Genomic DNA, 15,282 nt, shown 5'->3' with positions numbered 1-15,282 from the left:
CCGCCGCATGGAACTCGCATGGGTGGACCGGTCACGTCGGCGCGGGGCGCGGTTGTGGCCTCCGTCACACCGCAGTGATCAACCTGACGACCTGGCCAGGCGTCATCGTGCCGACCCGGGAGACGCCCGTGGCGGAGAGGACGATGTGCGACGACGGCAACGACGCGCCCTGACAGCCGGCGTACTCGCGACCGCGCTGGTAGCGGCGGGCCTGACCGCCCAACCGGCGAACGCGCAGGAGAGACCGGCGGCTGCGGCTCCCGGCACCCACGGAACCTTCACCCTGATCACCGGGGACCGGGTGTCGCTGGACGCGGCGGGCCGCCCGCAGATCCAGCGCGGGCCGGATCGGGCCGCCATGCGGTTCGTGAGCAGCCGGGAGGACGGTCACCAGTACGTCATCCCGGTGGACGCGGTGCCGCTGGTGCGGGACGGGCGACTCGATCGGCGCCTGTTCGACCTCACCACGCTCGGCGAGTTCGGCTACGACGACCGGGCCGCCGAGTTGCCGCTGCTGGTCGCGTACCCCGAGAACATGGCGGCGCGGGCGCGGACCGCTACCACCGGGGGTGCCGGGCGGGTGCGGGCCGACCTCCCGGCCGCGCACGCGCTCGCGGTCCGGGCGGACCGGGACGACCGGGTGACGCTCTGGGCGTCGCTCACCAGGGGTACGTCGTCCGCGCGCACCCTCGCCGCGGGGGTCACCCACATCTGGCTGGACGGCAAGCGCACGGTCTCCCTCGATCGCAGCGTGCCGCAGATCGGTGCCCCGGCGGCGTGGCAGGCCGGTTTCGACGGCACCGGCATCACCGTCGGCGTGCTGGACACCGGGATCGACGCCAGCCACCCCGACTTCGCCGGCCACCTCACCGAGGTCCGGGACTTCACCGGCGGCAACGACCCGAGCGACGCGGTCGGTCACGGCACCCACGTGGCGTCGACGATCGTCGGCAGCGGCGCCGCCTCCGGTGGCAGGTATCGCGGGGTGGCACCGGGGGCGAAGCTGCTCGTCGGCAAGGTCTGCGCCACCACCGAATGCCAGGACTCGGACATCATCACCGGCATGCAGTGGCTCGCGCCGCAGGCCCGGGTGGTCAACCTGAGCGTGGGCGGCGACGACGCGCCCGGCCTCGACCCGCTGGAGACAGCGGTCCAGGAGCTGAGCCACCAGTACGGCACCCTCTTCGTGGTCGCGGCCGGCAACGAGGGGAAGCCGAAGTCGGTCTCCTCGCCGGCCTCCGCCGACGACGCCCTCGCCGTCGCCGCCGTCGACGCCGACGACCAGCGGGCCTACTTCTCCAGCCGAGGTCCGCGCGTCGGCGACAACCACATCAAGCCCGAGATCAGCGCGCCGGGTGTCGACATCGTGGCCGCCGCCCCCGGCGGTGACTACGCCACCATGTCGGGTACGTCGATGGCGACCCCGCACGTGGCCGGCACCGCCGCGATCCTCGCCGGTCAGCACCCGGACTGGACCGGCCCGCAGCTCAAGGCCGCCCTGATGGACTCGGCAAAGCCGACCGGCGAGGACACCATCTACGAGCAGGGCGCCGGCCGGGTGGACATCGCCCGCGCGGTCGCCCAACCGGTCGCCGCCGACGTCGCCGCCATCGACTTTCCGGTGCAGCGCTGGCCGCACGCCGACGACAGCCCGATCACCCAGGTCGTCGGCTACCGCAACACAGGCACCGCGCCGGTCACAGTGACGCTGGCGATCGCTCCGGCCCCCGCCGGCATGCTCACCGTCAGCCCGGCCACGCTGGTGGTGCCGGCCGGTGGCCGCGCCGAGGCGACGATCACCGTAGACACCAGGGTGCACGCCCCGGACGGCGTCTACCAGGGGGCGCTGACCGCGACCGGCGCCGGCGACCTGCGGGTACGGACGCCCTTCGTGCTGAACCGTGAGATCGAGAGCTACGACGTACGGCTCGACCACATCGGACGCGACGGCAAGCCGGCCACCGAGTACACGACAGTGGCGGCGAACCTGACCACCGGCGAGTTCAGCACCCTCGCCACGACACCGGGCGGCGGGATCCTGCGGCTGCCCAAGGGTCGGTACGCGTTGTACAGCACCATCCACGAGGCTTCCGTGTCGACCCTGCTCGCACAGCCGGTCCTGGACGTACGCGGCCCGGTCACCGAGGCGGTCGACGCCCGCACCGCCAAGCCGGTCGCGTTGACAGTGCCGCAGCGCGACGCCGCACCGATCTCGATCAACGTGAGCGCCAACTGGGACGACGGCCTGCGCTACCCGGGCGTCCAGCTCAGCGGAGTGTCAGTCGCTGACGTCTTCTTCGGCCGGCTCGGGCCCGCCGTCGCGGCGCCCGAGTTCACCGCGACGCTGGGCGTGGGGCTCGCCCGACCGGGCAGGGACCGCACCTTCCGGAACAGCCCCTACACCTACGACCTGGCGTACGTCGCCAAGGGCGACATGTTCACCGGCCTGACCAGGAAGCTGTCACCGAAGAACCTCGCCACTGTCAGGACGACCTACCGCAGCCAGTCCGCGACGACGACGGCCACCCGGTTCCACCGCGCGTCGGCCCCCGGAGGCGCGGGCCCGATCGGGTCGAACACGCCGATCGACCTGCCGTTCAAGGGCACCGAGTACTACAACACCGACGGCGGCATCGTCTGGACGTCCACGTTCGTCGAGGGGGACAACCTCACCACGCAGGATTCCACCTTCAGGTCGGGGCGGACGTACACCCAGACCTGGAACGCGGCACCCTTCGGGCCCACCGTGGCCCAGGCGCCGACCCTGTCACCCCTGGGGTACGCGGGCCGCGACGGCGACACCATCTCGATCGCGTCGGTGCCCCTGTTCGGCGACGCTGCCGGTCGCCCCGCGAGCCGCGACGACCAGCCGGTGCGGTTCCGGCTGCTGCGCGACGGTAAGGAGATCGGCACCTCGGACAGCCCGTGGGCCGAGTTCGCGGTGCCCGCCGGGAAGGCCACCTACCGTCTGGAGGCGACCGCCACCCGAGGCGCACCGGACACCCTGTCGACGTCGGTCTCGGTGGCCTGGACCTTCACCTCGGCGCACACCACATCACCGGAGCGGTTGCCCCTGACCACGGCTCGCCCGACGCCATTGCTCGACGACACCAACACCGCACGGGCCGGCCGGATCACGACGATTCCGGTGGCGCTGGACCGCCAGGCCGGCTCGAAGGCCGCGCCCAACCGCACGCTCGGCGTGTCCGCGTCGTTCGACGGCGGCCAGACGTGGGTCGCGTTGCCGGTGGTCCGGAACGTCGCCCTGATCAGTCACCCACGACGGGCCGGATTCGTCTCGTTGCGACTGACCGCCACCGACACCGCCGGCAACACGGTCACGCAGACGATCCAGCGGGCCTATCGGATCGCCTGACGCATCGCCCGGTCCGGGGCGGCCGCTCGAGCCGCCGCCCCGGACCGGACCTCAGTGCCGCAGTGCCTCAGGCGGTGAGGGCGCCGTCGATGGCGATGGACGCGCCGCTGATGAAGGTGGCCTCGTCGCTGAGCAGGAACGCGGTGAGCGCGGCGACCTCTTCGGAGGTGCCCGCTCGTCCGGTCGGCTGCGCCGACAGGTAGCGCTCCGCGATCTCCGGGGCCTGGCTGACCACGCCCTGCCAGAGCGGGGTGTCGATCAGACCGGTGACCAGGGCGTTGACCCGCACACCGGAGCGCGCCACGTCGAGGGCCGCCGAGCGGGTGAGCCCGATGACGCCGTGCTTCGCCGCGTTGTAGGCGGCCTGGGTCCCGTCACCCTTCACACCGGAGACGGAGGCGTTGTTGACGATCGCGCCACCGCCGGAGGCGATGATCGCCGGGAGTTCGTACTTCAGGCCGTAGAAGACGCTCGTCAGGTTGAGGGCGAGCGACCGGTGCCAGTTGTCGCTGTCGGTCTCGCGCACGCTGGCCATCGGGCCACCGCCGGCGTTGTTGAACGCGCCGTCCAGCCGCCCGTACTCCGTCACCGCCGCGTCGACGAGACGCGCCATGTCCTCCTCGACAGTCACGTCGGTGGGCACGAAGAGGGCGCTACCGCCCGCGCTCCTGATCTGCGCGGCGACCTCCTCGCCCCGGTCCTTGTCCCGGGCGCCGATGACGACGCGGGCCCCTTCGGTGGCGGCCCGCTGGGCGAACGCCAGACCCATGCCCTGCGTACCGCCGGTCACGACCAGCACCTTTGATTCGAACCGCCCAGACATCTCGTCTCCCATCCACTTCGACTGGTGAGCAGCCGCCACGGGACCCGCGGGGCTTCGTGAGACGGAACGCTAGCCTTTTCTGGAACGGTCGACAAAGTAACGCCACTCACAACGTGGCGGCGGCCCACTACCCGCCGCGACTCAAAGGTGCCGACTTTCGTCGCTAAACCACTCATTGGACCCGACCAAATGGCGGTCAGGCCGTTGTAACCACTGGCACATTCTGTGGTGGTCGTTCCATAACGCCGATAGCGTTGGCCACGTCGAACGAATCCGCGCAAATCACCCTTAAGGAACAGTCATGCCCACAGGTCGCGCCGCCCCGGGGTCTCAGCGGTGGAAGGCCCTGTTGTTCATCTCCATCGCTCAACTGATGGTGGTGCTCGACGGGGCGGTCATGAACATCGCGCTCCCCTCGGCACAACAGGCGCTGCACTTCACGGACGGGAGCCGGCAGTGGGTGGTGACCGCGTACGGCCTGGCCTTCGGCGGCCTGCTGCTGGTCGGCGGCCGAATCGGCGACATGGTCGGGCGCAAGCGCACCTTCCTGATCGCGCTCGCCGGCTTCGCGATCGCCTCGGCCATCGGCGGCCTGGCCGTCAACGCCGCGATGCTGCTGCTCGCCCGGGCACTCCAGGGCGTGTTCGCGGCCCTGCTCGCGCCTGCCGCGCTCTCGTTGCTCTCCCTGTCCTTCACGCAGCCGAGGGAACGCGCGAAGGCGTTCGGCGTTTTCAGCGCGGTCTCGATCGCCGGCGGCGCTGTCGGCCTGATCGTGGGAGGGCTGCTCACCCAGTACCTGAACTGGCGCTTCGCGATGTTCGTTCTCGTGCCGATCGCGGTCGTCGGGATCCTGGGTGCCAGTCGCACCGTCCACGACGACGGGGAGCGGCACCGCGCCCGGCTCGACCTGCCCGGCGTGCTGCTGGCCAGCTCCGGGCTCGTCGGCCTCGTCTACGGGTTCGGTGTCGCCGAGAGCCACGGATGGTCGGCGGGGGTGACCATCGGGTCGTTCACCGCCGGGGTGCTGTTGCTGGCGACCTTCGTCGTGGTTCAGGCGCGGGTCACGTCCCCGCTGCTGCCGCTGCGCGTCCTGACCGAACGCAACCGGGCCGCCGCGTACCTCTCGGTTGGCCTTGCGATCGTCAGCATGTTCGGGATGTTCCTCCTGCTCAGTTACTACTTCCAGCAGGTGAAGGGATGGTCGCCGGTGCTGGCCGGTCTGGCGTTCATGCCGATGGCGGTGCCGCAGGCCATCGGTGCCACGCAGATCGGCGCCCGACTCGCGCACCGGATCGCACCCCGGCCGATCATGGTCGGCGGGTACCTCGTCACCGCTGTCGGTCTGGTGCTGCTGGCTCTGCTCGACGCGGACAGCGGCTTCCTGGAGATCGCATTCGCCGAAGCGGTGATCGGGCTCGGCATCGGCACCGCCTTCATGCCCGCGATGAGCATCTCCACCCACGGCGTCGAGCCCAAGGACGCCGGTGTCGCCTCCGCCATGATCAGCTCGTCGCAGCAGGTCGGCGGGTCGATCGGCACCGCGCTGCTCAACACCATCGCGACCAGTTCGGCCGCCACCTACCTGGTCTCGCACGGCGGGCCGGCGGCGCGAGCCCAGGAGCGGAACGAGGCGCTGATGCACGGCTACTCGGTCGCGTACTGGGTCGCCGTCGGATTCGTGGTCGCGGCGGCCCTCGTCTCCGTGGTCATGGTGAACGCCGGTGCTCCGAAGCACGTCCCGGCCCCGGCGGACGCCCTCGGGGACGTCACCCCGGTGCCCGTCCACTGATCACTGTCGTGCCTGTCGATCCGGCGCGGTGACCGAGGACACGGTGCACCGACTCCGCCGAGAGGGTGGAATCAGGGGTGTGAGCAGAGAAGGCACCGGCGGGTGACGTCGTGAGGTCCACTCTTTCGGCCCGCGATCCGGGTTCGTCCGACGCTGGCACGACGCCCGCGACGACCGAACCGATTCGGGTGACGGCCGCCCACCGGCAGCGTTGGGCGGTGCAGACCATGGCTGTCACACCCGACGACCAGGTGCTGGAGATCGGCTGCGGTCGGGGATCTGCCGTCTCCCTGGTCGCCGAACACCTCACGAACGGTCGGATCGTCGCGATCGACCGTGCCGCGACGATGGTGCGGCTCGCGACCCAACGGAACCTGAGCCACATCGACGCCGGCCGAGCCGAGATCCGGCGAGCAGGGTTCGAGTCGGCCGACCTTCCGACTGATCACTTCACCAAGATCTTCGCGGTGAACGTCAGCCTCTTCTGGTTGGGCGACGCGGCGCAGCAGATCGCTCGGATACGCAGCCTGCTCGCGCCGGGAGGACGGCTCTACGTCTTCGGCGAGCGGCCCACCGAAGCGCACGCCACCGCGAACCTCGCCGCGACCGAGGTACTGCTCGAAACCCACGGTTTCGCCACGACCACATCGAGCGCCACCCGCGGTCAGGGCCAGGTGCTGACCTGCGTCATCGGCACGCCGATCCGGTGAGCCTGGGCTGATCGCAGCGTTGACCTGAGCCGGGCGGGCTCGGCGTGACGCCGAGCCCGCCCGTTCCGGGTCAGTCGAGCTTGATCAGATTGGGTCAGCGCTGAAGGGTCAGCAGACCCGGCCGGTACGGCAGGAGGCCGTAGTCGACACCGTCGGAGCTGGGGGAACGCCCCTGGTAGAGCAGTTGCAGGTTGCAGGCGTCGACGGTCATGGTCTGGTCGGCGTTGGTGCGCAGCAGCTCACCGTGGCTGATGTCGTTGGTCCAGGTCGCGCCGCTGTTGATCTTGCCCGCGAACGGGTTGCTCTGGGAAGCGGCCTGCGGCGTCCACGAACCGTTCAGGCTGGTCGCCGTGAACGAACGGAAGTAGCGGCCCGTCGAGCCGATCGCCTCGACGATCATGAGGTACTTGTTCAGACCCTGAAGTTTGTAGACCTGAACGGCCTCGAAGAGGTTGTTGGTGGTGTCGCTCATGATGGTCGTGTAGTTGGAGCCGAAGCTGCCCGGGAAGTTCCCGATCGGCATGCTCGCCCGGTAGATCTTGCCGTTGTCACCGGCGAAGAACAGGTACATGTTCGTACCGTCGCCAATGACCGCCTGGTCGATCGGGCCGGTACCGGAACCGGTGATGCTTCCGCTGAACAGCGTCTGCGGCGACGACCAACCGTTCGGGTTGGTCGGGTCGGACGAGGTCCGGTAGGAGAACGCCGGCCCACCCCACTGGTAGGCGAGCACCCAGATGTTTCTCGGCGCGAAGTAGAACAACGACGGCGCGACAGTTCCGGAGTTCATCGCGTTCTGGCTGGCCGAGCCCATCTGCGAGTAGTTCGAGAAGAGGCCGAAGTTCATCGAACCCCAGCTAGACCCGAAGTCGTGCGTGGTGGCATAGACCAGTTGCTGGCCGTTGTACGGGGCGACGGTGAAGTCCTTCAGCGACACCCACCCCGACCTCGGGTTCGCCAACACCCCGGTGGAGGACCACCGGTACGTCGAGGGAAGGTCACACGTGCCGCCCGGCGGCGGAGTCGTCGTCGGCGGCGTGGTTCCATCGACGCGGACGAACTGCCACTGCTGGTTGGTGCCGTTCCAGTCGTCGTACTGCACGATGTTGCCACCGTCGGCGGTCGAGGCGCCCTGCACCTCCATCACCTTGTTGCTGTTCCGGTTGATAAGCCGGACGTAGCCGCTGTCCGAGTCGGCCAGCCGGAACTGCTGGTTGGTGCTGTTGTTGTCGCTCCACTGCACGATGCTGCCGCCGTTGGCGGTCGAGAAGCCCGAGACGTCCAGCACCTTGTTGGACAGCCGCGACTTCACCCGGTAGTAGCCACCACCGGAGTCGACGAACTGCCACTGCTGCTGGTTGCCGTTGTTGCGGGCCCACTGGGTGATCCGGGCCCCGTCATTCGTGGCCAGGTTGTAGACGTCCAGGGCCTTGCCGCTGTTGCGGTTGACCAACACGTACCACGCGCTCGTGTCGACAGTCGCCGCGGCGGCGGGTGACGACACCACTGCTACGGCGGCGCCGCCGACCATCAGCGCCGCCGCGCTGGCGGCGAGAAGGCGGGGCAACCACCAACGCCGCCGCGACGGCGTTGCGATCGATGGAGACCTATCGAGGGCAGACATGATCCTCCTCCAGTGACCAAGAGCCGAACGGCCTGCCCGAGGGTGGGCGTACCGCGACGCGTGGCCGAGCGCGCAGGCGTCAGATAGTTAGCGTTAACAAGACGCCGGCGAGCCGTGGCGCACGCCTGATTCGAGATCGACGAAGCAGGGCTTGCCCGGAAAGCCGAGGTGTCGTCGTCCTTAGGCATCGACTGTGAGCGATAACATGCCGTTCGTCAAGACGTAATGTGCTGGGAACATCAGCCGCTGTCCGAGCGCAGATCTTGAGGCGGGACGTCTTCCACCGACTTCCCGCAGGCATCACCCCAGATGCCCGGCGCGCACTCCGGCCGAGCCCTTGAGGAGGCCTCGCGAGCGCGTTAACATCGACGTTTGCCCATTGCCGGCGGTGCCGGCGATCTCAGCCCTGAACCTCGACCGGCTGGAGCGCCGGTGCGGCGACGGCCGGTGGAGCGGGCGCGTCGGTAGCGGACACGCCAGCCCTCGTCGCTCGCTCGGGGCCGAAGTCCGCGCCGGCCGGAGAACCATCGCCCCGCCGCAGGGGCATCGGCACCACCACGTCCTTCAGCGACATGGCGGGGCGCTCGACCAGGTGCCAGGAGAGCGCCGCGAGGACCAGAGTGCCGGCCGACGACACCGCCAGGTACGTGACGAAGCCGTACCGCACGCCGATGAGCAGGGCGACGACCTGCTGAACCGGGAACGCGTAGATATAGACGCCGTACGAGTAGTCCCGCTTACGACCGATCGAGTGCAGCCACCGGGGCAGCCCGACCGCCAGGTACAGCAGCAGGAACGCCAGCAGCGGCACCCCGACGACGTAGAAGCCGCCGACCCGCGCGGTCACCGCGACCCCGACGGCGGCGAGCGCCGCCAGCCAGCCGGTCATCGGCACCCGGTGCGCGTACAGCTTGGCGACCGCACCGAGCAGGAACGCGAAGGTCAGGTAGATGACGAGGTGCTTCTCGAAGGTTCCGACAACCGGGTACGGACCCAGGACCCCGTGCTTGGCCGGTAGGACGGCGAGCCCGTCACCCCGGACGAAGTCCTCGACGATGACCCCGTACACCCCGAGCAGCAGCAACACCATGGCACCGCGTGCCCGGGCCAGTACCGCCGTCGCCGCCAGCGCGGCGAGCATGAAGTAACAGAGCACCTCGTACCGCAGCGTCCACAGCGAGCCGTTCACCGGACCGCCACTCTCGATGCCCCGCCCGTAGGGCACGTCACGCAGAATGCCGGAGATCGTCCACTGGTCCATGGCGAACAGCCAGTTCGCCCTCAGGTACTGCAACGGACCCTGCGGGTGGCCCCAGAAGCCGTCCAGGGTGCCCCGCTCGTAGTAGGCGATCGCCGGGGCCACCACCAGCGCGGTCACCAGCAGGCACACCCACAGGGCAGGCAGGATGCGCAGCGCGCGGTGCCAGAGATACCGCGGCGCACTGAAGCGCAGCGCACTGCTGGTGATGAGGAAGCCGGAGAGCACGAAGAAGCCGTACACCGCGAGCTTGCCGACATCGGCCTGCCGCATGGTCTCGCTGCTGCCGAGCATCGACCGCCCCAGCGCGAGAGGCCAGCAGTGCGCGACGAGCACCGCGAACGCCAGGGCCATCCGCAGCAGCCCGATGCTGTTGGCGCGAGGGTCGAACCGATCGGCCAGCGTCGGCAGCCCGCGACCGAACCGGGCCGCCAGCGGCTGCGCCAGCGGTGCCTCGCCCATACCTGCCCCTGTCATCCGAGCTTCAGCTGCCATCCGGCACCGCCGTGCCCGTACTGTATGCGGCCCTTCACCGGCCAGACGCTGATGGACGGACGAAACGCATAACAACCCGCCAACGGTCCCTCGGGGCACTACGTCGCCCGTGGCGGCGCGGTACGTCCGAGTCAGACCGCTCCGCGATCGACCAGGCTGAACGTGGTGTCGAGCGGGGCGTCGCCGAGAAACTCGACGTAGATCTCCCTCTTGGTCGGGCTCCACTGCACCGGGCCGTACTCGTCGTTGGTGATGGCGTAGGAGGTACGCCCCTTGTCGTCCCTGCCCTCACGGGATATCGCGAACACGGTTGCCTTGGTCGGCCGGCAGTCGGCTCCCACCAGCGACTTGTACCCCTCTGAATCGAGCTTGACCCCGAGGCACGGTCGGTGGGCGATCTCCGGGTTCACCGATTTGATCATGTAGTCGACCCCGACCGGTTCGAGCACGAAGAGCGCATCCTTGCCGGTCCCGTTGCCGACCTCAAGCTCACCGTGAGACGGCAGCGACAGGTCACGGTCGATCTCCACCAGGTGCAGCAGGATTCGCCGTTGACCGGCCAGCATGGCCCGGGTGGGGTCCACGCTGGCCGACGGTGACGCGGCCGGCGTACCCGATGCGGACGAAGACGCGCTGGCCGTCGGCCCGCTCGTTGCCGGGCTGCCGTTCGCCGGCGAGCCCGCCGGATCCGGCTTGGACTCATCACGCAGCAGTTGCGGCCCGAACAGGAAAGCGGGCACCAGCACCGCGATCACCGCGGCAGTCGCCCCCAGCGCGGTGAGCCAGCGACGCCGGGGTGAACCCGCGCGACCGGCCGTGGCCGGACCCGGTGGCATCGACCGCGCGCCCTGATCATCACCACCGGCAGCGGGCGACCCAGGCACCGACGGCGTCCCGCTCACACCTTGGGCCGGGCCGCCAGCAGCGCCCGGTTGCGCCGCGGTCAACAATCCGTCGAGCAGTTCCCGGGCGGTGGGCCGGGCGGCGGGGTCCTTCTCCAAGGCCCGGGAGACCAACTCCCGCAACGGTCCACCGAGCCCGGTCAGGTCCGGCGGTTGAGTGAGGATCCGCATCGCGGTCGCGGTAACGGAGTCGCCCCCGAACGGGTTGCGGCCGGTCGCGGCCTGGGCGACCAGGGCACCCCAGGCGAAGATGTCCGCGGCCGGGCCCACCGGACGGCCGGAGGTCGTGTCGAACCGCTCCGGAGCCATGAACGACACGGTCCCGACCATCTGGTTGGTCCGGGTGTGCTGGCTCGTCGCCTCGAACGCGCGGGCGATGCCGAAGTCGATGACCTTGATCCCACCCGGTGCGACAAGGACGTTCGCCGGCTTCAGGTCGCGGTGGATCACCCCGGCACCGTGGATGGCGGTGAGCGCGGTGGCCACCCCGACCGCGATGCTGTGCAGCTGCGCCGCCCCCAGCGGCCCCTGTCTCCGGACCACCTCGGCCAGGCTGGGGCCCTCGACGTACTCCACCACCAGGTACGGCGGCTCATGGTCCGGGTCGGCGTCCAGGACCTCGGCCGTGCAGAACGGTGGAACCTGGCGGGCGCGGTTCACCTCACTACGGAACCGACCCCGGAACTCCTCGTCGTGCGAGAGTTCCGCACGGACGACCTTGATCGCCACCAGCCGTCCCTGCGGCGAGCGGGCCAGGAAGACACTGCCCATGCCCCCGTCGCCGAGCCGGTCGAGCACCTCGTACCCACCGAGGCGTGCCGGGTCACCGGGACGTAATCCCGTGCTCACGCCAGAGGCCCGCAGACCGCGACCACAGCGCGAACCGTTCCGCCTATCACCCGTTCCCCTTCGGTCAGTCGGACGCCGGCCGCAGCCTATCGCCCGCCCACCGAATCCCGTCGATGCCGTCCATCAGTCGGCCCAAAGTCGCGCCCGATTTGAACGACCCTTCACCTGTGGCGGAGGCGCCGATGGGCGGCCGGATGCGCCGACCAGGAACGGTGGTCGGATCACCTGCGATCCGACCACCCGCCGCGACCGTACGAGCTATCGGCGGCTCCACTGCTGGTTGGCCTGGCCGGTGCAGGTCCAGAGGACGAGCTTCGTGCCGTTGCCGGTGCCCACGTTGTAGGGGTCCAGGCAGAGCCCGGACTGCACCCCGGTGATGGTGCCGTTGGCGTTGACGTTCCACTGCTGGTTCGTTCCGCCGTGGCAGTCGTAGATGGTGACCTGGGTGCCCGGGGAGGTGCCGTAACCGGCGGCGTCGAGGCACTTGTTGCCGTACACGGTCAGCGTCCTGCTGCTCGTGTAGGTCCACTGCTGGTTGGTGCGGCCGTGACAGTCCCACAACTGCACCTGGGTGCCGTTGGTGGTGGAGGAGCCGGGGACGTCGACGCAGCGGCCGGACAAGGCACCAACGATTGCTGTGGTCTGCCCGGTGCCGCTGCCCGGGTTGCCGATGCTGCCGGGCACCGACTGCAACGCGCTGTACCAGCGGGCGGCCATCTTGTCGTAGCCGCCGGACGTGGGGTGGACGCCGTCGATCAGGTCGGCGGTGCTGAGGGCGCTGTGCATGTCGACCAGGCGCACCCGCTTGCCGGCGTTCACCTTGCTCTGCACAATGCCGGGGATCGCCGCGTTGAAGGTTCGTGCGGCGGCCTCCTGGTTGCTGTTGGAGAGCGGGATGATCTGCGCGACGAACACCTCCGCGGTGGGAGCTGTGGTGGTGATCCGGTCGATCAGCGTGGAGAGCCGGTTCGGCGCGGTGCTCACGTTGTAGTTCTGCAGGATGTCGTTGGTACCGATGTGCAGCAGGACGGTCTGCGGCCGTTGGGTGTTCAGCCAGCCGACGATGTTCGCGTCGATCTGGTCGATGCGCCAGCCGGGATGTCCCTGATGGTCGTGGTCACCCAGGCTGGCTGGCCCGTTGAACTGCGACCCGACGAAGTCCACTGTGTATCGACCGTTGACGAGGCGCTGCCAGAGCCCGATGCGGTACCCGCCCGGCACCTGGGTGCCCTCGGTGATGGAGTCGCCGAGGGGCATCACCCGCACCCCGCCGTTGGATTCCGCGTTGGCCGGGCCCGTCGAGGTCAGCACCCCGGCGAGGACAACACCGAGTGCGGCGGTCGCCGCGAGCCATCTTGCCCTCGTTCGCATAGATTTCTCCCCTGCGGTTTAGTGCTGACCGAGGAGTCAGGCCGTCGCGGCCGCTGCCACATCGGCATGACGATGCCGTCGCAGCACTGGGACGGATTGTTAACGCTAACAGCGATCTATGTAAATTCTTGTCGCTGATCTGGCCCGCGTCAAGCGCCAGCAACTGGTCTCCGTGCGCCGAACCAGCGTCGCCGGCTGCCACTCGTCGTCAGTGCCGCTTGCCGCCTTCATTCGCCCCGCCCTCCCGTACCCGGCGGGCCGAGCGGGTGGGGCGGAAGGGCAGGGCGGTGCCTCAGGGGCCCGAGTGACACGTACGCCGAATGTAGGTCTTTTTCGCATAAGACCGTTTGATGTGAGGATCGCTCGACTACCTTCGCCTTGGTGGCGACAACCGATTTGTCGCCTTCTGCACCGACTGTGACGTGCGGAGACATGGCGCGCGGAGAAGGGCCAGGTAGCTCGATGTCCAACTATCTACACCCGAACATGAGCGAAGTAGCGGCAGGTCAGGCCCGACCGTCGAAGAGGCGGCGGGCGCGCTGGCTGGTCGCCGGGGTGGCCGGGTTGACCGGTGTGGTCGGCCTGGCCGCCTTCACCTCGGCGGGAGTGAGCGGAGCGGCCGGGAAGAGCGGCAACCCCTCCAACGCCGGAACGCAGGTCCTCGCCGACGGCAGCCGGGACAGCGGCGACGACCACGGAGGCCAGGACCCGGGCGGCCGCGACGGCAAGGACCACAAGAAGGACGACGACCATCGGGACGACAAGGGCGACGACTTCCGGTCCGTACCCTGCAACGCCGACGAGCTGATCGCGGCGATCGTCCGCGCGAACGCCGGCTCCGGGGCGAAGCTGCGGCTCGCCGAGAAGTGCACCTACACGCTCACCAGGTCCGCACCCCAGCCACCGGTGCCCTTCGGTGCGGTCGGCCTGCCGATCATCACCCAGCAGGTCGTGATCGACGGAAACGGGTCCACCATCGTCCGCGCGGCCAACGCCACGCCGTTCCGGATCCTGGAGGTCGGCGCCGGCGGCGACCTGACGCTGCGCGACGCCACCATCAAGGGCGGCCTGGCCGAGGGTGGGCTCGGCGCCGGCGGCGGTGGCATCCGGATCGACATCGGCGGCAGGTCCGTCATCGAGAACACCAACGTGGTCTACAACCACACGAACGGCCCGGGTGGCGGGATCGCCAACTTCGGCGTCACGAAGATCCTCGGCGGGACCGACCACGGCAAGGACAAGAAGAAGGACGACGGCGGCAGCAACATCAGCAACAACAGCGCCGTGTTCAGTGGCGGAGGCATTCACAACAACGGCAACCTCACCGTGCAGAACACCCGGCTGAGCTACAACAACACGATCGGGGTCGTCAACATCCTGCCCATCGGCGGCACCGGCGGCGGGTTGTCGAACAGCCAGGTCGCCGTGCTCGAGAACGTCCACCTGGACAACAACACCGCGGGCTTCCGTGGCGGCGGCATCAGCGGCGGCATCAACTCCACCACCGAGGCCAGGAACGTCGAGGTCAACGACAACCGGGCCGGCAGCGAGGGCGGCGGAATCTTCGCCGACGGCGTCTTCCACCTCTACCACGGCAAGGTCCACCACAACGAGGCCGGCCAACGCGGCGGCGGCGTCTACAACCAGATCGGCGAGTTCGTGGCCGAAGACAGCTGGATCAGCGAGAACGTCGCGAGCACGAACAGCACCATCGAACACGGCGGTGGCATCTACAACGGCAGCGGCACCGTCGTACTGCGGCGCAGCCACGTCGACCGGAACCGGGCCATCGGCTCAAGCTCGCAGGGCGGCGGGATCTACAACAACGCCACACTCAACCTCACCGAAAGCAAGGTCACCGACAACATCTCCACACTGGCACCCGGCGGAATCTTCAACGACGGCGGCCAGGTCACCGTGGACCAGAAGACCGTCATCAGCGGCAACCGGCCCACCAACTGCACACCCAGCTCACCGCCGGTGCCCAACTGCTTCGGCTGATCGTCCGACCGCCCCGGCGCTCGGGTAGCAAGAGGTAACAGAGCAGGTAACGCATCCGGTCCCGCACAGGTTCGGTCACGAAGA

At 69.2% G+C, this 15,282-nt stretch carries 9 protein-coding genes; 4 read left to right on the top strand and 5 right to left on the bottom strand.

Annotated features, from left to right (window positions below):
- Positions 1-145: 145 nt before the first annotated feature.
- Entirely contained in the window at positions 146-3,376 is a 3,231-nt protein-coding gene (locus OH804_RS28990) for a S8 family peptidase (RefSeq protein ID WP_406060740.1), read from the top strand.
- Positions 3,377-3,443: 67 nt separating this feature from the next.
- Here OH804_RS28990 and OH804_RS28985 read toward each other — a convergent pair whose 3' ends face one another.
- Complete coding sequence (locus OH804_RS28985) at positions 3,444-4,199, bottom strand: SDR family NAD(P)-dependent oxidoreductase (protein WP_406060738.1); 756 nt, start codon at positions 4,197-4,199, stop codon at positions 3,444-3,446.
- A 301-nt stretch (positions 4,200-4,500) separates the two neighbouring features.
- Between OH804_RS28985 and OH804_RS28980 the strand changes: the two genes are divergently transcribed.
- Together OH804_RS28980 and OH804_RS28975 are read left to right on the top strand one after the other, a co-directional pair.
- Positions 4,501-5,988 carry an MFS transporter gene (locus OH804_RS28980; RefSeq protein ID WP_406060736.1) on the top strand — a complete coding sequence of 496 codons (1,488 nt, stop codon included), beginning with the start codon at positions 4,501-4,503 and terminating at the stop codon, positions 5,986-5,988.
- Positions 5,989-6,098: 110 nt separating this feature from the next.
- Complete coding sequence (locus OH804_RS28975) at positions 6,099-6,698, top strand: class I SAM-dependent methyltransferase (RefSeq protein ID WP_406060734.1); 600 nt, start codon at positions 6,099-6,101, stop codon at positions 6,696-6,698.
- Between the two features lie 94 nt (positions 6,699-6,792).
- On the opposite strand, the gene OH804_RS28970 is transcribed toward OH804_RS28975, so the two are convergent.
- The 4 genes from OH804_RS28970 to OH804_RS28955 form a co-directional block, all read right to left on the bottom strand.
- Positions 6,793-8,322, bottom strand: a complete 1,530-nt coding sequence (locus tag OH804_RS28970) for a non-reducing end alpha-L-arabinofuranosidase family hydrolase (protein WP_196920233.1) — start codon at positions 8,320-8,322, stop codon at positions 6,793-6,795.
- Positions 8,323-8,722: 400 nt separating this feature from the next.
- Entirely contained in the window at positions 8,723-10,042 is a 1,320-nt protein-coding gene (locus tag OH804_RS28965) for an acyltransferase family protein (RefSeq protein ID WP_406060732.1), read from the bottom strand.
- Between the two features lie 164 nt (positions 10,043-10,206).
- Entirely contained in the window at positions 10,207-11,826 is a 1,620-nt protein-coding gene (locus tag OH804_RS28960; protein ID WP_406060730.1) for a serine/threonine protein kinase, read from the bottom strand.
- Positions 11,827-12,084: 258 nt separating this feature from the next.
- The gene (locus OH804_RS28955; protein ID WP_406060728.1) at positions 12,085-13,197 is read right to left on the bottom strand and encodes a ricin-type beta-trefoil lectin domain protein; all 1,113 of its coding nucleotides are present in this window, start codon (positions 13,195-13,197) and stop codon (positions 12,085-12,087) included.
- Positions 13,198-13,659: 462 nt separating this feature from the next.
- Here OH804_RS28955 and OH804_RS28950 point away from each other — a divergent pair, with 462 nt between their 5' ends.
- On the top strand, positions 13,660-15,198 hold the full coding sequence (locus OH804_RS28950) for a hypothetical protein (protein ID WP_406060726.1): 1,539 nt from the start codon (positions 13,660-13,662) through the stop codon (positions 15,196-15,198).
- The last annotated feature ends 84 nt before the right edge of the window (positions 15,199-15,282 follow it).

This window comes from Micromonospora sp. NBC_00860, from assembly GCF_045207375.1.
Taxonomy (GTDB): domain Bacteria; phylum Actinomycetota; class Actinomycetes; order Mycobacteriales; family Micromonosporaceae; genus Micromonospora; species Micromonospora vinacea.
Note: the sequence above shows the minus strand (reverse complement) of the source record. Positions and strands in the feature narration are given on the sequence as shown.